This is a genomic window from Phaeobacter italicus (assembly GCF_001258055.1).
Lineage (GTDB): Bacteria > Pseudomonadota > Alphaproteobacteria > Rhodobacterales > Rhodobacteraceae > Phaeobacter > Phaeobacter italicus.
The window spans coordinates 39741-62045 of the sequence record NZ_CVRM01000005.1 but is presented as its reverse complement, the minus strand read 5'-3'; the positions used below and the strand labels follow the sequence as shown (position 1 = coordinate 62045).

The following is a 22305-nucleotide window of genomic DNA, read 5'->3' as shown; positions in this document are numbered from 1 at the left end:
TTTTCACAACGCGGGCAGTCCCGCTTTGCCCGGGCGCGGCAAATCCCACTCACGGAGACCGGCCGCGCCCATCAATGGGTCGATCAGGCCATGCGAAACCGCGGGACAGTCGCCGCTTCGCGGCCACTCTGCTGGTCTAGCCGACCAATTCAAAACCCGTCACCGTTTGAGGTATCTGCAATGGGACGTATCGCACTGATCGCGGTTGCCGAACGCACTGCGGCCAAGATGATGGACATGAAGCCGTCGGATTTTCGGCGGCTGGTGCAATCCGGATCTCTTCCTTCACCCGTTCGGATTTCCGGCTTGGAGCGTTGGCGGGTGTCTGATCTTGAGGCCGTTCTAAACGGCAACGCAATGAATGAAGATGAGTTCACATGGTAAAGAAGCTGGAGCGAAAGTATGTCACGACCAAGACCGTAAAGGGCCGTGTCTATTACTATTTTCGGCGCGGCGAGACGTATCAGCGTCTGCCCAACGATCCAGACAGCCAGCAATTTGACGATGCCTATTGGGCAATCCGTTCTGGTCGCGCCAAAAAGAAGACCAAAACCACCTTTGAGGCCCTGATCGTCAGCTACTATCAGACCCCAGAGTTTAAGGACCGGAAACCCAGAGTGCGACAAGAGTATCGGCGCACTCTCGAACTGATCCGAGAAAAGAACGGCCCAAAGGATTTCACAAAACTGCGCCGCCGCGACGTCATTGCCGCACGCGATGCATATTCCGACACATGGCGAAAAGCGAACGCGATGGTCGAAATGATTTCCATCCTGTCGCGCCACGCGATCGATCTGGAATGGATCACCGCAAACCCGGCGAGCGGTGTCAAAAAGCTCAAGGGCGGTGAATACCAGCCTTGGCCCGCGGCAAAGCTCCGCGCCTTTGAAGCGTACTGCGAAAACAACGCTCTTGAGTGGGAATTGACCGCATACATGTTGGGGGTTGGTACTGGTCAGCGGATCGGCGACGTGATCGGCATGGAATGGGCGCACTATGACGGTCAGTTTATATCTGTTGTACAGGAAAAGACCGCGGCGCGCCTTTGGGTCGCGTGCCCAGAATTTCTGCGCAAGTACCTCGACGGCCTGCCACGCAAAGGCCGCTTTATCATCGCACAGTCTTTGCATAAAGGCGTTGCCAAACGAACCATTCAGCAGCGCGTCATGGCCGTCCGGAAAGAAATAGGTGCGCAGGCATTTGTGATCCATGGCTGGCGATACACCGCAGCGGTCCATTTGGCTGAGGCAGGCGCCAGTGACAGCGAGATCCAGGCGGTGACCGGACACAAGACGCTTGAGATGGTGAAGAAGTACCGCAGCCAGGCCAACCAAAAGCGCCTATCACAGACCGCGCAAGCACGTCGGACCAAATCGTGAACGGAACGAGAAAACGGGAAACTTTCTGGGAAACTCGCTCGGCTTTACATTTAAGCCCGGCCCACAACTTCTATTTTTCTATTTGAAATCAAAGTGGTGCGGGTGGAGGGACTTGAACCCCCACGCCTTGCGGCGCCAGAACCTAAATCTGGTGCGTCTACCAATTTCGCCACACCCGCATCCATACGACGAGCCAGGCCCACCGTGAGGCGCTCAATAGCAAAGCTGTCAGGAGGATGCAAAAGGGAAAACGCATCCTGCTGGCATCTTTTCCATTTTTTTCCAAACACTCCCGATAAACAGATCCGATCAGCAGACCTGCAGACGGCGCAGCACTGCGGGGATCTGCTCTGGCAGGTCCTCGGCGATCAGGCCGGGGCCAAATTCCAGCGCGCATTCGACGTGGAAATAGGCGGCGGTTTCAGCTGCTTGCATCGGGCTGAACCCGCGCGCCAGCAAACCAGTGATGAAGCCTGCCAGCACATCTCCAGAACCGGCAGTGGCGAGCCAGGGCGCGGCGCGGTCGTAGTGGGCGGAATTCACTGAGCATCGACCGTCGGGCGCGGCGATCACCGTGTCCGCCCCCTTGAACAGCACCACGCAGCCTGCGCGTTTTGCCGCCTCGCGGGTGGCATCGACCTTGGAATACGCGGGGCCGGTGGTGGCGGGCGCGTTCAGTTTCTCGGCCAAATCGGGGAACAGCCTGGCAAATTCGCCGCCATGCGGGGTCAGGAGGCAGTTGTCATGCAACATGTCAAACAACGCTTGCGGCGTTCGTTCAAACCGGGTCAGCGCATCCGCGTCCAGCACAGTGGCGCGGTTTTCCTTCAGCACCGCCACCACCAGCGCCTGGGTGTCCGCGCCGCGCCCGAGGCCCGGGCCGAGGCAGACGGCATTGAAACGCCTGTCTTCCAACAGCTCGCTGACCCCATGCGCGCCGTCGATCTGCTGCAGCATGATGGCGGTGAGCTGGGCTGCATTTTCCGCCATCGCAGAGCGCGGCGAGCCGACGGTGACCAGCCCTGCCCCGATCCGAAGCGCACGGCGGGCAGCCAGTCGGGCAGCACCGGTCTTGCCATGGCCACCGGACAAAACAAGGGCATGGCCGTGGGAGTATTTGTGTGCACCGTCCCGTTTTCCCGGCAGGTGCGGCGCGACCAGCTTGACGATCTCCCCGTCGGTCGGTAGCGCCGGGCTGCGCCCGTCCGCCCCCTCCGCGGGGCTATCTTTCAGGCCGATGCCTTTGACGACCACTTTTCCGCAGGCCTCCGGGCCGTCTTTCAAGAAGTGGCCAAGCTTCGCCCGGTGGAATGAGACAGACAGATGGGCTGGCAACACGCAGCCTTCCGCCCGACCATTGTCTCCGCACAGCCCCGATGGCATATCAACCGCGACGAACCGGCTGGGGCCGTTTGTTGTGACTTCCTCTCGCGAAAACTCATACACCCCTCGAATATCTTCGGGAAGTTCGCCTCGAAACCCGGTCCCGAAAACTGCATCAACGAAGAGAGCGCCCCGATAAGGCCAGAGGTCGTTTTCGGAGAGATTTGCCAGTTTCCGCACCGCCCCGACCCACCGCTCATAATTCGCCTTTGCATCCGGCGGCAGCTTGTCCGGATCTCCATACAGGAACACCTCAACCTCCCAGCCGCGATCCTTCAGCAGGCGCGCCACCACAAAGCCGTCACCACCATTGTTGCCCGGCCCGCACAGCACCACGGCCCGACGCAGGCTTTCATCTTTCCCCAAATACTCCGGCGGTCGGCCTTGGTTGCGCAATTGGTCCGAGTGACCAATGGACGACGAGGGGCTGGCCCCTCGCCCGGCTTCAACAGGCTCTGCCAGTTCCGGCCATTCCTCAAAGATGGCCTCCACCACCCCCTGCCCGGCCCGCTCCATCAGCTCCAGTCCGCTCACCTCACCAGAATCAATTGCGGCCTGTTCAATGGCGCGCATCTGCGCAGAGGTCAGGAGGTCGGTCATTGTCATCTCTCTCTTCGGGGCGACGTCGCATTCAGAACGGCAGCTGTCGCATAAATTTCGGGCGGCAATTGCCCCATGTTCGCAAGTTGCACAGTTTGCAGGCGGTGTGATTAAATTTTAGGCACATGCGATCAAATGATGCGCAGTTTCGCCGCAGCTTCACCGGCTTTGGTTGTTCCAAAACAGTAGAAATGATCTGACCATCCTCGACAAGGTTGTGAGGAGCCCCGTGATGAAAAAGATCGAAGCCATCATCAAACCGTTCAAACTGGACGAGGTGAAGGAAGCGCTGCAGGACGTGGGCGTGCAGGGCCTCTCCGTGATCGAGGTCAAGGGTTTTGGCCGTCAGAAAGGCCACACAGAGCTCTATCGCGGCGCTGAATACGTCGTCGATTTTCTGCCCAAGGTGAAGATCGAGGTTGTTCTGGACGACGACCAGGTTGACGCCGCAATCGAAGCAATCGTTGCAGCTGCCAAGACCGACAAGATCGGCGACGGCAAGATTTTTGTCTCTCCCGTGGAGCAGGCAATCCGCATCCGGACCGGTGAATCCGGCTCCGACGCTCTCTGAGCGACAACACGACCACAGTCCAGCCGGGCCGCAGGGGCTGCCACCCTGACCTGCCGGACCACACAGACACCAACAGTTAAGATCAGAAGGACCATTGGAAATGAGCGCAGACGCAGTTCTGAAGATGATCAAGGACGAGGAAGCGGCATACGTCGACATCCGTTTCACCGACGTACGTGGCAAACTCCAGCACGTGACGATCGACGTCGATCTGGTCGACGAAGACTTCCTGGAAGAAGGCTTCATGTTCGATGGCTCCTCCATCGCTGGTTGGAAATCCATTGAGAACTCCGACATGAAACTGATGGCAGACACCACCTCTGCATATGTCGATCCGTTCTACGCAGAAAAAACGATCTGCATTCACTGCTCCATCGTTGAGCCCGACACTGGCGAAGCCTACGAGCGTGACCCGCGCGGCACGGCCCAGAAAGCCGAAGCATACCTGAAGTCTTCCGGCATCGGCGATGTGGCCTACATGGGCCCCGAGGCGGAATTCTTCCTGTTCGACGACGTGCGCTACTCCAACACCATCAACAAGGTGTCTTATGAAGTAGACGCAACCGACGCGTCCTGGAACACCGATGCCGAGTTCGAAATGGGCAACATGGGCCACCGTCCTGGCCTGAAGGGTGGCTATTTCCCGGTGAACCCGATCGACGAAGCGCAGGATCTGCGTTCCGAAATGCTGTCGACCATGAAGCGTCTCGGCATGAAAGTGGACAAGCACCACCACGAAGTTGCGTCCTGCCAGCACGAACTGGGTCTGATCTTTGACAGCCTGACCAAACAGGCCGATGAGCTGCAGAAATACAAATACGTGATCCACAACGTCGCACACGCCTACGGCAAATCCGCGACCTTCATGCCCAAGCCGATCTACGGTGACAACGGCACCGGTATGCACGTGAACATGTCGATCTGGAAAGACGGCAAGCCGCTGTTCGCAGGTGACAAATACGCCGATCTGTCCGACGAAGCCCTGTACTTCATCGGCGGCATCCTGAAGCACGCGAAGACCCTGAACGCCTTCACCAACCCGTCCACCAACTCCTACAAGCGTCTGATCCCCGGCTTTGAAGCCCCGGTTCTGCGCGCCTACTCTGCACGTAACCGCTCTGGCTGTGTGCGTATTCCGTGGACCGAAAGCCCGAAAGCCAAGCGCGTTGAAGCTCGCTTCCCTGATCCGTCCGCAAACCCCTACCTGTGCTTTGCCGCACTGCTGATGGCGGGCCTCGACGGCATCAAGAACAAGATCAACCCTGGCGAAGCCATGGACAAGAACCTCTACGACCTGCCCGCAGAAGAACTGGCCGATATCCCGACCGTTTGCGGCTCGCTGCGTGAGGCTCTGGATGCTCTGGCTGCGGATCACGACTTCCTCCTGCAGGGCGACGTGTTCACCAAAGACCAGATCGAAGGCTACATCGCTCTCAAGATGGAAGAGGTCGAGACCTACGAACACACACCGCACCCGGTTGAGTTCGGCATGTACTACAGCTGCTGATCCCCGATCAGACCAGCAACACCTGGCGCTCCCGTTTGGGGGCGCCTTTTTGTATCCGCCCCTGTGATGGTCGCACACTCTCCCCTTTTGGCAGGGCGATCCGTCAGGCGGCGGGCTGAGTTGGCGATTGAAATTGACATGCGCCCCTGTTGCCGGCTCCATGTCGGCATGATCATCGCCCTTCTCCTCCCCCTCGTGATGCCCGTTGTCGGGGCCATCTGCCTGTTTGCAGCTTATCGACCCAACCGGCTCTCGCATGTCCTGCTGCAGCTGACCGGCTGGAGCCTTTTGGCGCTGACAGCCTGGTATCTGGCTGTTTTCGTCTTTGGCATCCTCTGACAGCCGTGTAATGCCCCCGTTTGCCGGGTCCTGTCCGGTCTGCCCTGCTGTCGCTGCGTAAACCAATGCGAAACACTGCAAGCCAACCGCGCCGATTGGCAACCGCTGCGGCATCAATGTGACGGCAAGTTGCCCATGTTTTGCCCAATTCCCAATAGGCGCATTTGCTGGCTTCTTATTTTTCGCTTTTATTTCAATGCGTTAATCTCACCCATCAACAATCTTCGAAATCCTAAGGAATTTTTTACGCTTCCGGCGCCACCGCCTCACTTTTTGCCATTTCAAATTTTAACTTTGAACTCGACCCACCTGAACGGAGGACCCTGACGGTGACACAGGTAGAACAGTACAAAGGCAAGCTGGGCTTTGAGACCCGGCGCCCGGATGCCCTTTCAACCGGCTCTGCGGCAGCAGTGGATACATTGGAAGAATACGGCCACAGCGTGCGCCACTTTCAATCCCGCAGCCCGAACCTGATCGTTCTGGAATGCGACCACTACCGCATCGACCTGCGTTATCGCCGCCACCCGATCAAGCAGACAGAGGTGCAGGACGCAGATAATCGCGCCCATGAAACGCCGCTGCGCAGCTCTCTTGGGGTGACATTTGTTCCGCTCTATCCCGATCACTGCGACGAGGAGCTGAGCGAGATGTTGTTGGCGGTCACGCTGGAACGCTTGGTCGAAGAGCTGGAGGCAACCACCGTTCACTGGCTTGATGTGCCATTTGCCATGTCGGCAGATACCTTCCTGGGCGCCTTTGAGGGCGACGAGGACGCGGCACTCGATACGATGGTAGGCCAACAGGCCGCGCCAATAGCCGCCCCATTGACCGCCAAAGAACAGCCCCGCCCCCAGATGGCAGAGGCGGAAGAGACGGCGCATGCCCCGTTGCCTGCGGATATCCTGATCACCGATGTGGTGGCCAAACAGGCGCCGATCATGCAGATCGCCGAGCCCACCGCCGAGCCGGGTGGCGTTGTGGACCACCCCGACAGCGCCATTCCCGATGATATCCTTGCCGCTGTCGCGGCTGAGATCGCCCCCACCCGCCCCAGACTGTCACAGGGCCTGTCAGAGGGCCTGCAAGGTCAGGATGCTGACCGGATCTGGGCAGAGGTAGACGCAAGGCTGGATCAGGCAGTGGACGCAGCGGCTGATGCCCATGAACAGACAGTCACGGACTTTGCCGCCGAAATCGCAGGCTGCGCGTTGAAAGACGCCGGTCATGCCGCTCTGTCCCGCCCCAAGGGGCGCGCCTGTTTCCAGCCGATTGAACAGACCGCAGAGCAGCTGTCACAACACTGCGAAGAAATCCTTCAGGATCTGCCACAGGATGCACCCGAAAGCCCTAACGCCCAGACCCGCGATGCGAGGGCACGGGCGCGGGCCCGCACCAAGGCCCTGCTGGATCATGCCAGCGCACAGCGGCGCGGCATCGCAGGCTGGCTGGATCGGCTGAGCGGACTGTCTGCGCGCATGATGGCGACGCCCACCTTCGTTCTGCGCAACGAAGCCTCCTCTGGCACCCTGCGAAGCGCTTTCATCATCCTGTGTGGTGCGACTGCCCTGCTGGCACTGCAAAGCTCGGCTGCGATTGCGTTCTAAACCCCTGCGGTTTCGACGCGATCCACCGAGGCCCCCCATTGCGCCAGCAGATCCATACGCTGCAACACAAAGGTATGGATCCCAAAGACCACCGCACGGCTCTGCGGCAGGCGAAGGATCGTCTGCCGCTCGCTGCGCATGTATTGCGCGTCTTCGGCACTTGGTCGCGGCCTGTCACCGGTGACGGGGCGGGGTTGGTGCAACGTCGCGTCGGCATACCACAGCGCATTGAACCGCCACAAAGGCCGCCCCACCTGCACCCCGTCAAACAACCGCTGGACGCGGGCCGCGATACCCCTGTCATAGCTGTCGACGGGTGCGTGAATCGCAATCAGCGGGCGCATGAATTTTTCTGCCAGCGTCCAATTCGCTGGAAAGCACAAAACAGCGGCCGTCAGCACATGTTCGCCCGCGCCCTCCGGCTTTTGCAGGATGCAGAAATCCTGTTGCGTGATGCGGCCCAGCGTGCCCATTGGATCGCTGCTGTCGATCCTGATCTCTGCCCCATCAGGGCGCTGCACCCGATCTGCGCCTGCTGGCAGATCCGGGTAGCGGTCCGCCAGAACCATCGCCAGCAGCTCCTGTGCGGCAGGCAGCGCCTCCTCTGACATCTGCACAACAGCGGCCCGCCGCTGCGCCAACAGCCGCTCGCGCTCCGCCATCTGGGCCGCAAACCCGTCATCCCAGATCAGCCAGTCCTGAGGCGCAAGCGGTTGAATACCTGGCAGTTTGCGTGGCTCAAGCGGGTTGTAGGGAATGGTTTTCTGAAGAATCGCTGTCATGACCCAAGTCTTAGCAGCCAACTGCCCCCGCGCCAGTCTGATCCGCTGGATTTCGTCGAAAACGACCCTCAAAGGCGTCGCATTCGCGGTCGACCGGCGGCAGCCATGCGCGCAGATTGGACAGAGATGTCCAGATATGCGACCGCAAGAGGCCCTTCATGAACCAACACCACCGCGATGTTCGCAAAATCGATCCCAGCCGTGGCACAACCCTTGGCGACAACACCCCAAACGACAACGACCGGGTCGAGATCGGACCAACCCAGCTTGCCTTTGGCGAATGGGCCGCAGCGGGGCTGGAGCTGCCGGATCTGCAGGCGATGCGGCATTACCGGTGGCAGCGGCTCACCCGCTTCATCAATGACCGCGGCTATGGTGGGCTCTTGGTGTTTGATCCGCTCAATATCCGCTACGCAACCGACAGCACCAACATGCAGTTGTGGAACACCCATAATCCGTTTCGCGCGCTCTTGATCTGTGCTGACGGCTATATGGTATTGTGGGACTACAAACAGTCGCCCTTCCTTAGCGAATTCAACCCCTTGGTGCGCGAACAGCGCGCAGGTGCCGATCTGTTCTACTTCGACCGCGGCGACAAGGTGGATGTGGCGGCAGATGTGTTCTCAAACGAGGTCCGCCGCCTGCTCGAAGAGCACTCGGGCGGCAACAAACGCCTGGCCGTCGACAAGATCATGCTGCACGGGTTGCGGGCGCTCGAAGCCCAGAAAATCGAGGTCTTCCCCGGTGAAGAGCTGACCGAAAAATGCCGCGCCGTGAAAGGCCCCGATGAAATCAAGGCCATGCGCTGCGCAAGTCACGCCTGCGAAACCGCAGTGGCGGCGATGGAGGTATTTGCCCGCGAAGCGATCCCCGGCGGCAATATCTCCGAAGATGACGTCTGGGCTGTCCTGCACGCGGAAAACATCAAACGCGGCGGCGAATGGATCGAAACCCGGCTGCTGACATCCGGTCCGCGCACCAACCCCTGGTTTCAGGAATGTGGCCCCCGCATCATCCAGAACAACGAGATGATCAGTTTCGATACCGATCTGGTCGGCTCCTACGGGATCTGTATCGACATCTCCCGCAGTTGGTGGATTGGTGATCAGAAACCACGGGCTGACATGATTTATGCAATGCAGCACGGGATAGAGCACATCCGCCACAACACGGAGCTTTTGGCGCCGGGCGTGAACATTCAGGATCTGTCACGCGCCTGCCATCCGCTTGATGCGCAGTTCCAGAAACAGAAGTACGGCTGCATGATGCACGGCGTTGGGCTGTGCGATGAATGGCCCCTGGTGGCCTATCCCGATCAGATGGTCGAAGGCGCTTTTGACTACGAGCTGGAGCCAGGAATGGTGCTCTGTGTCGAGGCGCTTGTTTCCCCCGAGGGTGGCGATTTTTCCATCAAGCTCGAGGATCAGGTGCTGATCACCGAAACCGGCTATGAAAACCTGACAAGCTATCCCTTTGATCCCGCGCTGACCGGCGCGGCGTGATACAACTGGCCGGTCCCTCCCCGCAGGAGGGGCCGGGACAGACAGTGGCGCCACCAGGCGCCTCCGCCTAGCAATGATCGCTCAGAAACTGCTCCAGCTTTTCCGGCAAAATCAGCACGCCTTCTGAATCCGTGACATCAGACAACCGGTTCAGTGGCACCCAGGCAAGAGCCTTTGATTCCGCACTGCTTTGCGGCTCTCCCGCTTCGGCCTGAAACAGGTAGCGCACATCATAGTGCCAATGACCAACCTCGCGCGGGTTTTGCGGAATGGCGTGGATATCCACGTCAATCACCCGATCAGACAATGGCCGTATCCGCCTGAGACCGCTTTCCTCATAGGCTTCTTTCCAGGCGGTGAAATGCGCATCGGCCAGGCCGTCGCAATGTCCGCCCAGCTGAAACCAGCGATCCAGCTTGCGGTGATGGGTCAACAGAACCGATGCGCGGTCAGCAGACAGCACAAAGGCAGATCCCGTCACATGGCTGGTTGCAGGATCGCGCTCGAACGCCTTGGGCTCCTTGTCACAAAACGCAACCAAACGGTCCCACATGTCACGATCCCGCGCTGTCCTTGGAACAAAAGCCCCAATTCCCGCGTAACTTTCAGGATTATTCCCTTCCATGAGGGGCCTCTGTGTCAACATCGCTCACCTTCCCGTGACGTGACGGGCAATAGCCTTGTGCTGCCCCCGTTGCCGACGCACCTTAGGGAGACCCTCCAGCAAAGGCCATCCAAATGCCCATTGAACGCATCACTTTCCCCGGTCACTCCGGCGATCAGCTGGCCGCTCGGCTTGATCTGCCGGATGGGCCGATCCTGTCCACTGCGCTGTTTGCGCATTGCTTCACCTGTTCCAAGGACATCCCCGCCGCGCGCCGTATTTCCTCGCGCCTGGCTGCCATGGGGATTGCGGTCCTGCGGTTTGATTTCACCGGTCTGGGCCATTCGGACGGAGAGTTTTCCAATACCAATTTCTCTTCCAATGTCGCCGATCTCGTGGCTGCGGGTCAGTATCTGGCGGAGCGCGGAATGGCGCCCTCTCTGCTGATCGGCCATTCTCTGGGCGGGGCTGCGGTTTTGCGCGCCCGCGCTGGTTTGCCATCTGTGCGCGGGGTCGTCACGCTGGGTGCGCCGTCCGATCCGGAACATGTGACCCATCAGTTTGCCGACGCGCTTGGCCAGATCGAAAGCGATGGCGCGGCCGAGGTCTGCCTTGCCGACCGTCCCTTTACCATTCGCAAGCAGTTTGTCGATGATATCCGCGCCGAGGCGCTGAACACCGCGATCCGCGAACTGGACGCGGCGCTTTTGGTGATGCACGCGCCTCTGGATGCCACGGTCAGCATCGACAATGCCGCCGACATCTTTGTGGCGGCCAAACACCCCAAGAGTTTTGTGACCCTGGACGATGCCGATCATCTGATTTCGCGGCCACGGGATGCGGAATATGCGGCAGATGTGATTGCGGCCTGGGCTGGGCGGTATATCGACCTGTCCCCTCCTGCCCCGCCTCCCGGTGCGCCCGAAGGGGTGTTGCGCGTCAGCGAGGCCGATCCGAACGGTTTTCTGCAGGATGTGCAATCCGGCCCCCGCCATCACACCTATGCCGACGAACCGCTGGCCTACGGCGGGACCAACAAGGGCATGACGCCCTACGGGTTTATCGCCGCTGGTCTTGGTGCCTGCCCCTCCATGACCATACGGATGTACGCCCGCCGCAAGGGCTGGCCGTTGGAAAGCGTCAGCGTGGATGTCTGCCATGACAAGGTTCACGCACAGGACGCCCTGCCCTCAGGCCCCGCCAAAATCGATCAGTTCACCCGCGTGATCTACCTGAGCGGCCCGCTTGATAGCGACCAGCGCGCGCGTCTTCTGGAGATCGCGGACCGCTGCCCGGTTCACCGCACGCTGGAGCATGGCGCCAAAGTCATGACCCGGTTGGATGACACCCCGCAGGAAGAACCGCTGGAAGCCAAGCTACACCCGGCTGAGCTGCCATTCTGATCCCGCAGCACAAGTGGCCATCACCCCGCCACACCGCAGACCGGCACCGACCGGAACCGGCAGGTGGGGGATGGCACCTTACTGATGTTGATTGCAGCCGACGGTGGCATCGCCCTGTGCCACTCCGGCCCACGGTCGGCCCACAGTCAGCCCACAGCGCAGCCACTCTTGCGCCGAAACGGGCGAAACAGCACCTGATATCGCAATCATCCGGGCAAACTGCCTCATACTGACCTCCCAGACTTGCTGTTCTGGCCCTCCTCCTCTAAGAGGCCAAGCATCTGCCGCCCAATCACATAAAGGTGCTTTTGCCCATGATCCCCCGCTATTCCCGTCCTGAAATGGTTGCCAACTGGTCCCCTGAGACCAAGTTCAAGATCTGGTACGAGATCGAGGCACACGCCTGCGAAGCCATGGCAAACCTCGGCGTCATTCCCCGCGAAAACGCGGATGCCGTCTGGAAAGCCAAGGACGTGGAATTTGACGTCGCCCGCATTGATGAAATCGAAGCCGTCACCAAGCATGATGTCATCGCATTCCTGACCCACCTGGCAGAACATGTCGGCTCGGAAGAGGCGCGTTTCGTGCATCAGGGCATGACCTCCTCCGACGTTCTGGACACCTGCCTCAATGTGCAGCTGGTGCGCTCTGCCGACATCCTGCTTGAGGGCATGGACAAATTGCTCGCGGCGCTGAAAAAGCGCGCGCTGGAGCACAAAGACACCGTGCGCGTCGGCCGCAGCCACGGCATTCACGCAGAACCCACAACCATGGGCCTGACCTTTGCCCGTTTCTACGCCGAAATGGACCGCAACAAACAGCGCCTGCTCGCCGCCCGTGACGAGGTCGCAACCGGTGCGATTTCCGGTGCTGTCGGCACCTTTGCCAACATCGACCCCCGCGTCGAGGAACATGTCTGCGAACAGCTGGGCCTGCGTCCCGAACCGATCTCGACCCAGGTGATCCCGCGTGACCGTCACGCCATGTTCTTTGCGACTTTGGGCGTTATCGCCTCCTCCATCGAAAACGTCGCTGTTGAGATCCGCCACATGCAGCGCACCGAGGTGCTGGAAGGCGCGGAATTCTTCTCCATGGGGCAAAAGGGCTCTTCGGCGATGCCGCACAAGAAGAACCCGGTTCTGACCGAAAACCTGACAGGCCTTGCGCGTCTGGTGCGCATGACCGTGATCCCGGCCATGGAAAACGTCGCCCTCTGGCACGAGCGTGACATCTCGCACTCTTCTGTTGAACGCGGCATCGGTCCGGATGCGACCGTGACCCTTGATTTCGCCCTGCACCGTCTGGCGGGCGTCATCGACAAGATGCTGGTGTTCCCGGAAAACATGCTGGACAACATGAACAAATTCCCCGGCCTCGTGATGTCCCAGCGCGTGTTGCTGGCGCTGACACAAGCCGGTGTGAGCCGCGAAGACGCCTATTCCATGGTTCAGCGCAACGCCCTGAAAGTCTGGGAAGACCGTGTAGATTTCCGCGAACTTCTGCTGGCAGATGCGGACGTTGTCGCAGCCCTGGGCGAAGAGGCGATCAACGAAAAATTCGACATGGGCTATCACATCAAGCACGTCGACACAATTTTCCGCCGGGTGTTTGGAGAATAATTTCAGCCACTTACCTGCAAAACCTGATCCGGGCCGCTGTACATTGGGACAGCGGCCCTTTTCATTACCGCAGACGCTGTTGTGCTTCGGATACGATCTTTGAAATCCATCCAGTCGCAAGGCTTCACTTTGATTTTATAAGGCCGCGGCAGATTTCGTACTATTCTCTTCGATGTGCGCCGGACCCGCTGGCGCGAGTTCAAAAAGGATCGCGACACCTCATGCCCGATTTTATGACCGCCCTGTCCAGCCCCGCCAAAACCGCCCTGCACGGCGCATGTCTTGCCCTTCCTGTTCTGGTCATGGCAACGGCCAGCTTTGCAGCGGGGGGTGGCGATAGCTCTCCGCCACAGCCGACTGAAACCACGAAAGAGTGCAAGACCGGGCGGATCTGGGACGAGCAAAAGAAGCGCTGCGTGAAGATCAAGAACTCTTCGCTTGATGCCGATGGGCTTTATCAGACGCTGCGCGAACTGGCCTATGCAGGCAGGATCACAGATGCGCAGGAGGTACTTGCGATGATGCCTGATCAAGATGACGGACGGGTGTTGACCTATTGGGGCTTTACCCATCGTAAGCTTGGCAACCAGGACCTGGCAGAGGCCTATTACACCCGCGCCATTGCCCAGGATCCCGGCAACCATCTGGCCCGTTCCTACATGGGGCAAGGCTTTGTTTCGCAGGGAAAATACGGGCTTGCCCTCGCACAATGGAAGGCCATTCGCGCGCACGGCGGCACCGGCACCTGGGCCGAGGTATCGCTGCGCGATGCGCTGCAGGATGGGCAGACAAAAAGCTACTGATTTTCAGCATTTATTTACGGCTCGCAGCCTAGGGTGGAGCAACAGAAAGAGAATCTTTTTGGCTAGGGCTGATAAATGCAGAATGACAACGCTTTGGCGCTTCCCATGGCGAACCCCTCCGACCCTCTTGGCGATTTCGCCGCGCCTGCCCCGATGGGCGGAATGGATTTTGGCGGCGGTATGGGCGACGGTGCGCTGGACATGCCCGCAATGGGCGCAGCACCCGCTCCTGCCAAATCCAACCTCAGCGGCAAGGCGAAGGCCGCAATCGTCGTGCGCCTGCTCCTGAACGAAGGCGCTGATATCCCGCTTGAATCTCTCCCCGACGATCTCCAGATCGAACTGACCCAGCAGATGGGCCGGATGGGGCTGATTGATCGCGAAACCCTGCATGCGGTCGCTGGTGAATTTGCCGAGATGCTGGATAATGTCGGGCTGTCCTTTCCAAACGGTCTGGCCGGCGCGCTCAGCGCGATGGAAGGGAAAATCAGCCGCCAGACACACAGCCGCCTGCGCAAGGAGGCTGGTGTGCGCCAGTTTGGCGACCCGTGGGAGCGGCTGCGCTCTCTGCCGCCCGAAGATCTCGCTGAGCTGGCCGAAGCTGAAAGCACCGAGGTGGCGGCTGTGCTGTTGTCGAAACTTGACACCGCCAAGGCCGCGCAGATGCTTGTTCACCTGCCCGGCCCCGTTGCGCGCCGTATCACCTACGCCGTGAGCCAGACAGGCGCGGTGACGCCCGACACCGTGGACCGCATTGGCCTGTCCCTTGCCGCCCAGATCGAGGCGCGTCCGGAAGTCGCCTTTGACGAAACACCCGGTCAGCGAATGGGCGCCATCCTGACCCAGGCAGCGGCCGCAAAACGCGAAGAGGTGCTGACCGCGCTTGACGAGGAAGACGAAGAATTTGCCGTCGACGTCCGCAAGTCGCTCTTTACCTATGCGCTGATCGCCAAACGGGTCAGCCCGGTGGACGTTCCGAAAATCGCGCGCGTTGTGGCCCAGCAGGATCTGGTAACCGCAATGGCCTTTGCCACCGACGAAGAGGATGTGGAATCCAGCGAATTCATGCTCGCCAACATGTCGAGCCGCATGGCCGCCAATATCCGCGAAGAAGTCGGAGAATTGGGCAAGGTCAAGCGCAGCGTAGGCGAAAACGCCATGAGCACAATCGTCAACGCCTTGCGCGAGATGGTTGTGGCTGGCGAAATCGAGCTGCGTTCGACAGAAGACGACGAAGATGAATGATCTGAAACGCCCGCCGCTTTAGATTAACTTCGCATGGCAACCGCCTGCGATCTTTCGATAAAGCACCTGCCAATCCGGATGCCTACCAACAGGCAAAGGCAAGGTCGGCGCCGTCACGCCCGCCTGCCTTGTACCCCGCTGACCGGGAGGATATGCTAAGGGTCTGATCCTTTTGTTGACACCAGTCAGGCCCTTCGCACATGCCAGTTGATCCATCCACACTGTCCCTTGGCAGTCGCGCCGGGTATTTTGCCTCCAACCTTGTTTTGAGGGGCATCATTGGCGGGTTGGGGCTGGTGCCCTACCGTTGGCGCATCCCCGCGATGGGCTGGGTTCTGCGCAAGGCGGCGCCGCTGGTTGGGTTTCACAAACGCATCCGCAACAATCTCGCGCTGGTCTGTCCGGATCTCCCGCAGCAGGACGTCACCCGTCTGTGCCATGAGGTAAGCGACAACATCGGCCGCGTTGTGGCCGAGCTTTATGCGGGGGCTCCATTTCTGGAACGCGCCTGGCAGGCTCCGGTGACGGGGCCAGGCCTCGCAGCGCTGGAACAGGCCCGCGCAGAGGGCCGGCCCGTCATTCTTGTGACGGGTCATTTCGGCAACTACGACGCTGCGCGCGCAAACCTCATTCACCGCGGCTTTGAAATGGGGGCGCTTTATCGACGGATGGCCAACCCCTTTTTCAATGAGCACTACGTTCGCGCCATCGAAAAAACCGGCAAGCCAATGTTCGAACAGGGCAAGCGCGGGATGATGGAAATGGTGCGCCACCTCAAGAAAGGTGGAATTATTGCAATTGTTGCCGATCTTCACGCACATGGTGGCAAGAACATCGATTTCTTTGGCGAACCTGCCGTCACCTCGGTTGTGCCTGCTGAACTGGCGCTGAAATACAAGGCGGCGATGATCCCTGTTTACGCCATTCGTCAACCAAACGGGCTGGACTTCGAAATCATCATTCAGGATGAAATCCCGCCGACCGACCCGATCACCATGACAACAACTGTCAGTAAACAGCTGGAAGATCTGGTACGCCAGCATATGGGACAGTGGTTCTGGGTGCACCGGCGCTGGAAGCCATACAACCCGGACGCAAATCCGACCGGCAGCACCACCGAGGACTAAGCCCCCGTCAATTCAGGCGGGCTGCCCCCAAGATCTCGCCAAAAGGCGCCCGCTGCACCAGGATCGCAGCAGGCAGCGCATCCGGAAGGTTGACGCTAACGGTCAGCTCCGCAGAGCCATCCCATTGCGCAACCGGCTGCAGGGTTTCGACGACATTGGCATAAGACAAGCTCCGCCCGGCCAGCTCACCGCGGGTGATGTCGACCGTACGTTCTGGCGTAAAGCGAACAAGTTGCACTGAAATCGGGCCGTTCAGGACCGGACCGGTATCTGCCCGGCGCAGCTGAACCGATATGTCTCCCGCGCCGCTTGATGTTCCGTCCACCGTGATTGCAACCGCGTTCGGCCGCATCTTGTGTTCGGCAATCACCTCGCCCAGCTTCATGGCGTTTGCACCCACCACATCATCCTGACCGTTGATGATCATCTGCGGCGTATAAACCATCTGCCGCCCACCAATCTGGGCATAGCCCTTTTGGCGCAGCGTATGGGCGGGGCTGGCGAACTGGTCCTTCCAGCCGATGTAATCCCAGTAATCAACATGCAGCGCGAGCGGTAGCACGTCGTCTCTGGCGGTCAGCTGATGCAGCAACGCATCGGCAGGTGGGCAAGATGAACACCCCTGCGACGTGAACAACTCTACCACCACCAGATCGGATGAAGACCCGGCCGATTGTGCGCTTGCCCCCAGCGGCAACGCCATCCATGCAGCAGCAAGTAGTGTCGTGAGCGTTTTCATTGCACCTTAACCTTTTTACCAGGTCTTTGGATCTAAGGCCGCTACGGTGAAATGACCAATCAATCATTCTTGAGATCGGCGCGAGCAAGCCCGCCGCCCCGCTTGTAGAGGCCCCAGTCATTCGCCGGACCATGCAGAACGCAGCGCGGTATACCATTGCATGCAAAAAACACCGGAACAACTATTGAACTGGCCGCGTTGTGCCACAAATACGGTGTAGCGAGTTCCTTTAATTGACATTTCAACGGAGGCCCCCATGCCCATTTCAGTTGGTCAGGACACAGCCAAAACCCGCCGCACGCTGTCATCCGGCGGTAAATCGGTTTCCTATTACTCCATCGCCGCCGCCACAGAGGCCGGTTTGGGCGATTTTTCCAAATTGCCTGCCGCGTTGAAAGTGGTGCTGGAAAACATGTTGCGGTTCGAGGACGGTGGATTTTCCGTCTCAACGGACGACATCAAGGCCTTTGCCAAATGGGCCGAAGACGGCGGCAAAAGCACCCGTGAAATTGCCTATCGCCCGGCCCGTGTGTTGATGCAGGATTTCACCGGCGTCCCTGCTGTTGTCGATCTCGCTGCAATGCGCGACGGGATCAAGGCGCTGGGGGGCGATGCCAACAAGATCAACCCGCTTGTGCCGGTTGATCTGGTGATTGATCACTCTGTCATGATTGACGAATTCGGCAACCCGCGCGCGTTCCAGATGAATGTTGACCGTGAATACGAACGCAACATGGAACGATACACCTTCCTGAAATGGGGGCAGACCGCGTTCAACAATTTCCGCGTGGTGCCGCCGGGCACAGGTATCTGCCACCAGGTGAACCTGGAATATCTGGCGCAGACGGTCTGGACCGACACCGACCAGAACGGCGAAGAAGTCGCCTACCCCGACACGCTGGTTGGCACGGACAGCCACACCACAATGGTCAACGGCGCCGCGGTTCTGGGCTGGGGCGTCGGCGGGATCGAGGCCGAGGCCGCGATGCTTGGACAGCCGATTTCCATGCTGATCCCAGAGGTGATCGGTTTTGAGCTGACAGGCGAGATGGTCGAAGGCACCACCGGCACCGACCTGGTTTTGAAGGTAGTGGAGATGCTGCGCGCCAAGGGCGTCGTGGGCAAGTTCGTGGAATTCTACGGCGTCGGGCTTGACCGCCTGCCGCTGGCGGACCGCGCCACCATTGCCAACATGGCGCCTGAGTATGGCGCCACTTGCGGATTTTTCCCGATTGACGAGGAAACCCTGCGCTACCTGCGCAACACCGGGCGCGACAAGGATCGCATTGCTCTCGTCGAAACCTATGCCAAGGAAAACGGGTTCTGGCGCGACGCTGATTATGCGCCGATCTACACCGATACGCTCTCGCTGGACATGGGCACAATCGTACCTGCGATTTCCGGCCCGAAACGTCCGCAGGACTATACGCCGCTTGATCAGGCCGCGAGCGCGTTTTTCGATGTCGTGAGCGAGTATCGCGGCATTGAAACCGACGCAGAAGCCGAGGCAATGGCAGATGAGGGCCCCGCCCCTGTCGCAGCGGCTGACCCGCGCAAATCCCACCCCGTCAAGGGCGAGGATTATGAGCTGCGCGATGGCTCGGTCGTAATTGCCTCCATCACCTCCTGCACCAATACATCAAACCCCTACGTTATGATTGGTGCCGGTCTGGTCGCCAAGAAAGCCCACGAACTGGGGCTGACCCGCAAACCCTGGGTCAAGACCTCTCTCGCGCCGGGGTCGCAGGTTGTGACAGAATATCTGCAGGCGGCGGGCCTTCAGGAACATCTGGATGCGATCGGCTTCAACCTCGTGGGGTATGGCTGCACCACCTGTATCGGCAATTCCGGCCCCATCCAGCAAGAGCTCTCGGAGGCGATTGCCGACGGTGATCTGGTGGCGACCTCCGTCCTGTCGGGCAACCGCAACTTTGAGGGGCGGATTTCCCCGGATGTGCGGGCAAACTACCTCGCCTCCCCGCCGCTGGTTGTGGCCTATGCCTTGGCGGGTGACATGAATGTCGATCTGGTCAACGATCCCTTGGGACAGGACCAAAATGGCAACGACGTGTTCCTCCGCGATATCTGGCCAAGCCAGAAGGAGATCGCAGATCTGGTCGAAGAGACCGTGACCCGCGAAGCCTTCCGCAGCAAATATGCCGATGTGTTCAAAGGCGACGAGAAATGGCAGGGCGTGTCTGTCCCCGATCAGGAGACCTATGACTGGCCATCGGCATCGACCTATATCCAGAACCCGCCTTATTTCCAGGACATGGGGCCAGAACCGGGGTCCATTGCCTCGATCGAAGGGGCCAAGCCGCTTTTGATCCTGGGCGATATGGTCACAACCGACCACATTTCCCCCGCCGGATCTTTTGCCACCACCACGCCTGCGGGTCAGTATCTCTTGGATCGTCAGGTGCAACCGCGCGAGTTCAACTCATACGGCTCCCGCCGGGGCAACCACGAAATCATGATGCGTGGGACATTCGCCAATATCCGCATCAAGAACGAAATGCTGGATGGGGTCGAGGGCGGCTATACCAAAGGGCCTGATGGCAATCAGACCTCGGTTTTTGACGCCTCGATGGCCTATCAGGAGGCCGGGACGCCGCTGGTGGTCTTTGGTGGCGAGCAATACGGCGCCGGGTCATCGCGTGACTGGGCGGCCAAGGGCACAGCGCTCTTGGGGGTGAAAGCCGTGATCGCCGAGAGCTTTGAGCGCATTCACCGCTCCAACCTCGTTGGCATGGGCGTCATTCCGTTTGAGTTCACAGGCGGCGACACCCGCAAATCGCTGAAGCTGACAGGCGACGAGGTTGTTGACATCAAGGGCCTGGAAACTGTCCGTCCGCAGCAAGAGGTTGACTGTGACATCACATACGCCGATGGCACCAAGAAGACGATCACCCTGAAGTGCCGCATCGATACCGCGCCGGAGATCGAATACATCGAGAACGGTGGTGTCCTGCACTACGTGCTGCGCAAACTCGCCAAGGCCTAGGCCAGCTCAAAACCCGCGCGGCCCCCGCCGCCACAATCAAAGGGTTCCTGCCTGCAGGGGCCCTTTTTCTTTTGACCAAACGGCTGGAATGGTTAACAAAAGATGTACCAAATTATCATGTTTAGCGATGTAAGTCGCTGGAAAAACAATTAAAAGATGCATTCCGTTAAGGGGTGCACGCTAAAACAAACATGCCCAAAAAATGGGCAAGCCAGATCCCGGTGCAGGATGTGGTGCAAGACCAACAGTGAGCCCCAGCGAGAGAGCACAGTGCAAGAAGCGATCATCGTTACCATAAAACCCATCCGAGAAACGCGCGAGGCCCTCATCAGCATGCTGAAAGGGATGATCCGCAAAACACAGGATTTTCCCGGCTGTTTGACTGCGCGTTTTCTGGATAGCCAGGACCGCAAGGAGCTGGTGATTTTTCAGGTCTGGGACAGTTCAGAGGCGCTTGAGGCCTATTTGACCTGGCGAGCTGAACGCGGTGATTTCATGCAAATCAACGACTACATCGAAGAAGAGCAGGTTTTTCGCACCTACTCCGTGCTGGTCTAAGCCCGAAACGACAAAACGCGCCCAACCTGGGTCAGGCGCGCCGTTTTGCAAGCGGGGGGCATTGGGGCGCGATCAGGACCCTGCGTCGCCAGCCGTGCCAGCCGCGCGGTCCAGCGCCGGGCGAATGGTGCTGTCGATCACGCGCTGGGTGATCGGCCCAGCAAAGCGCAGGATGATGGTGCCCTCTCCGTCGACCACATAGGTTTCAGGCACGCCGTAGACGCCCCAGTCCAGCGCCATGCGGCCCTGCTCATCCCGCCCGACGGCACGATAGGGGTTGCCCAGTTCTTCGAGGAACCCAACCGCGTTGTCTTCCTGATCCTTGTAGTTCACCCCGTAGATCGCGAGCCCCTCTTTGGACAAGGCATCCAGGCTTGGGTGTTCGACCCGGCAGGGTCCGCACCAGCTGGCCCAGAAGTTGACCAGTTTGACATCGCCATCGCGCAGGGTCGCATCGTCAAAGCCCGGATCATCTGCAAAGGGTGTCATCACCACAGGCGGTGCAGACTGCCCCTCTCGGGCAGAGGGCAGGCTTTCGGGGTCGTCGCGGAACATGCCGGTATAGGCAAGTGCAACAAAACTGCCGAACACCAAGATCGGCAACGCCATAACGGGAGAGATCTTAGCCACGGGATTTGCTCCGCTGTTCCATCTTGTGCATGTCCTGACGGACCTTTGCGCCCCTGCCCAGCGTCAGGGCCAAGAGCCCCCCCAGCAACAGCAGCGACGCGCCATAAGAGGCCAGAACATCAAACGCGTATTTTCCAAGATCAGGCATCAGGCATCCATCCTTTCACGCATCATGAGGGCCCGGATACGGCGGGCCCGAATTTCGGTTCCGGTGCGGTAGAGGACCAGAACAAGAAACAGAAAACCAAACCCGGCCATGCAGACATAAAGCGGGTTGGAAAAGGCATCTGCGACGTTCTCTTCCTTGTCGAGGCTGAGAGACGCCCCCTGATGCAAACCCTGGTTCCAAAACAGCACCGCATAGCGGCTGAGCACAGCGAAAACCGACCCGACAAGGCAAAGGATCGATGTCAGATCAGCCGCAGTGTCCGGATCCTCGATCGCAGACCACAGGGCGATATAGCCAAGATAAAACAGAAACAGCACCAGGAATGAGGTCAGCCGCGGATCCCACACCCACCAGGTGCCCCAGATCTGATGCCCCCAAAGCGCCCCGGTAATGAGGGCGATCAATGTCATGACAACACCAACAGGTGCCGCAGCCTTGGCGGCCAATGCGCTGACGTGATGGCGTCGGATGACCCAGATCAACGAGGCCACCAACATCATGAACCAGGCGTTGATCGCAATAAACGCGGCCGGCACATGCACGAACATGATCTTGACCGATGCCCCCTGCCGGTAATCATCGGGCGTGAAAAAGAACCCCCAGATCAATCCGACGGCACACAACACCCCTGCCAACACCCAAAGCACAGGCAGCACCCGTTCTGAGGTGGTGAGGAACTTCTTTGGATTGGCGTATTCCCAGATCGACATGTTGGCTATTTAGCTCTTGCTTGG

General features: G+C 59.4%; 21 protein-coding genes and 1 tRNA gene. 14 read left to right on the top strand and 8 right to left on the bottom strand.

What is annotated here, in order from left to right; genetic code table 11:
* Positions 1–180: 180 nt before the first annotated feature.
* Positions 181–384: a helix-turn-helix transcriptional regulator gene (locus NIT7645_RS02185; RefSeq protein WP_037302279.1), complete on the top strand. Its 204-nt coding sequence runs from the start codon at positions 181–183 to the stop codon at positions 382–384.
* Positions 378–1379 (top strand): site-specific integrase, encoded by a 1002-nt coding sequence (locus NIT7645_RS02180; protein ID WP_050685975.1) that lies wholly within the window; start codon positions 378–380, stop codon positions 1377–1379. The genes NIT7645_RS02185 and NIT7645_RS02180 overlap by 7 nt, the downstream gene beginning before the upstream one ends.
* Positions 1380–1473: 94 nt before the next feature.
* Here NIT7645_RS02180 and NIT7645_RS02175 read toward each other — a convergent pair.
* Positions 1474–1558 (bottom strand) — tRNA-Leu (locus tag NIT7645_RS02175).
* A gap of 130 nt (positions 1559–1688) precedes the next feature.
* Positions 1689–3362, bottom strand: a complete 1674-nt coding sequence (locus NIT7645_RS02170) for a bifunctional ADP-dependent NAD(P)H-hydrate dehydratase/NAD(P)H-hydrate epimerase (RefSeq protein ID WP_050685985.1) — start codon at positions 3360–3362, stop codon at positions 1689–1691.
* A 232-nt stretch (positions 3363–3594) separates the two neighbouring features.
* Here NIT7645_RS02170 and NIT7645_RS02165 point away from each other — a divergent pair, with 232 nt between their 5' ends.
* From NIT7645_RS02165 to NIT7645_RS19580, 4 genes are all read left to right on the top strand, one after another.
* Positions 3595–3933, top strand: a complete 339-nt coding sequence (locus tag NIT7645_RS02165; RefSeq protein ID WP_008560236.1) for a P-II family nitrogen regulator — start codon at positions 3595–3597, stop codon at positions 3931–3933.
* A 100-nt stretch (positions 3934–4033) separates the two neighbouring features.
* On the top strand, positions 4034–5440 hold the full coding sequence (glnA, locus tag NIT7645_RS02160; RefSeq protein WP_008558975.1) for a type I glutamate--ammonia ligase: 1407 nt from the start codon (positions 4034–4036) through the stop codon (positions 5438–5440).
* A gap of 120 nt (positions 5441–5560) precedes the next feature.
* A complete protein-coding gene (locus NIT7645_RS19430; protein ID WP_055646603.1) occupies positions 5561–5779 on the top strand; it encodes a hypothetical protein in 219 nt (72 codons plus the stop codon).
* A gap of 329 nt (positions 5780–6108) precedes the next feature.
* Entirely contained in the window at positions 6109–7386 is a 1278-nt protein-coding gene (locus NIT7645_RS19580; protein WP_008561555.1) for a hypothetical protein, read from the top strand.
* Here the strand turns inward: NIT7645_RS19580 and NIT7645_RS02150 are convergent.
* Positions 7383–8168, bottom strand: coding sequence for a heme-dependent oxidative N-demethylase family protein (locus NIT7645_RS02150; RefSeq protein ID WP_037302278.1), 786 nt, complete (start codon positions 8166–8168; stop codon positions 7383–7385). The two genes, NIT7645_RS19580 and NIT7645_RS02150, sit on opposite strands and share 4 nt — an antisense overlap.
* 158 nt (positions 8169–8326) lie before the next feature.
* On the opposite strand from NIT7645_RS02150, the gene dddP reads away from it, so the two are divergent.
* Positions 8327–9670: a dimethylsulfonioproprionate lyase DddP gene (dddP, locus tag NIT7645_RS02145; RefSeq protein WP_008561861.1), complete on the top strand. Its 1344-nt coding sequence runs from the start codon at positions 8327–8329 to the stop codon at positions 9668–9670.
* Between the two features lie 67 nt (positions 9671–9737).
* Here the strand turns inward: dddP and NIT7645_RS02140 are convergent, their stop codons facing one another.
* On the bottom strand, positions 9738–10223 hold the full coding sequence (locus NIT7645_RS02140; RefSeq protein WP_008561970.1) for an NUDIX hydrolase: 486 nt from the start codon (positions 10221–10223) through the stop codon (positions 9738–9740).
* A 185-nt stretch (positions 10224–10408) separates the two neighbouring features.
* Here NIT7645_RS02140 and NIT7645_RS02135 point away from each other — a divergent pair, with 185 nt between their 5' ends.
* From NIT7645_RS02135 to NIT7645_RS02115, 5 genes are all read left to right on the top strand, one after another.
* Entirely contained in the window at positions 10409–11677 is a 1269-nt protein-coding gene (locus NIT7645_RS02135) for a bifunctional alpha/beta hydrolase/OsmC family protein (RefSeq protein ID WP_050685974.1), read from the top strand.
* 314 nt (positions 11678–11991) lie between these two features.
* Entirely contained in the window at positions 11992–13296 is a 1305-nt protein-coding gene (purB, locus tag NIT7645_RS02130; protein ID WP_050685968.1) for an adenylosuccinate lyase, read from the top strand.
* A gap of 221 nt (positions 13297–13517) precedes the next feature.
* On the top strand, positions 13518–14099 hold the full coding sequence (locus NIT7645_RS02125; RefSeq protein ID WP_008559631.1) for a tetratricopeptide repeat protein: 582 nt from the start codon (positions 13518–13520) through the stop codon (positions 14097–14099).
* A gap of 75 nt (positions 14100–14174) precedes the next feature.
* Entirely contained in the window at positions 14175–15344 is a 1170-nt protein-coding gene (locus tag NIT7645_RS02120) for a flagellar motor switch protein FliG (protein ID WP_008558932.1), read from the top strand.
* A 200-nt stretch (positions 15345–15544) separates the two neighbouring features.
* Positions 15545–16471 carry a lysophospholipid acyltransferase family protein gene (locus NIT7645_RS02115; RefSeq protein ID WP_008559849.1) on the top strand — a complete coding sequence of 309 codons (927 nt, stop codon included), beginning with the start codon at positions 15545–15547 and terminating at the stop codon, positions 16469–16471.
* A 7-nt stretch (positions 16472–16478) separates the two neighbouring features.
* Here NIT7645_RS02115 and NIT7645_RS02110 read toward each other — a convergent pair whose 3' ends face one another.
* Positions 16479–17210 (bottom strand): DUF1223 domain-containing protein, encoded by a 732-nt coding sequence (locus NIT7645_RS02110; protein WP_008560466.1) that lies wholly within the window; start codon positions 17208–17210, stop codon positions 16479–16481.
* 256 nt (positions 17211–17466) lie between these two features.
* Between NIT7645_RS02110 and acnA the strand changes: the two genes are divergently transcribed.
* On the top strand, positions 17467–20214 hold the full coding sequence (gene acnA / locus NIT7645_RS02105) for an aconitate hydratase AcnA (RefSeq protein WP_008561388.1): 2748 nt from the start codon (positions 17467–17469) through the stop codon (positions 20212–20214).
* Positions 20215–20370: 156 nt separating this feature from the next.
* On the top strand, positions 20371–20772 hold the full coding sequence (locus NIT7645_RS02100; RefSeq protein ID WP_306315109.1) for a putative quinol monooxygenase: 402 nt from the start codon (positions 20371–20373) through the stop codon (positions 20770–20772).
* Positions 20773–20844: 72 nt separating this feature from the next.
* On the opposite strand, the gene NIT7645_RS02095 is transcribed toward NIT7645_RS02100, so the two are convergent.
* From NIT7645_RS02095 to NIT7645_RS02085, 3 genes are read right to left on the bottom strand one after another with little or no spacing between them, the layout of a single operon-like run.
* Positions 20845–21402 (bottom strand): DsbE family thiol:disulfide interchange protein, encoded by a 558-nt coding sequence (locus tag NIT7645_RS02095; protein ID WP_050685966.1) that lies wholly within the window; start codon positions 21400–21402, stop codon positions 20845–20847.
* Positions 21395–21550 (bottom strand): heme exporter protein CcmD, encoded by a 156-nt coding sequence (ccmD, locus tag NIT7645_RS02090; protein ID WP_046212169.1) that lies wholly within the window; start codon positions 21548–21550, stop codon positions 21395–21397. The genes NIT7645_RS02095 and ccmD overlap by 8 nt, the downstream gene beginning before the upstream one ends.
* The gene (locus tag NIT7645_RS02085; RefSeq protein WP_008562316.1) at positions 21550–22281 is read right to left on the bottom strand and encodes a heme ABC transporter permease; all 732 of its coding nucleotides are present in this window, start codon (positions 22279–22281) and stop codon (positions 21550–21552) included. The genes ccmD and NIT7645_RS02085 overlap by 1 nt, the downstream gene beginning before the upstream one ends.
* Positions 22282–22305 lie beyond the last annotated feature (24 nt).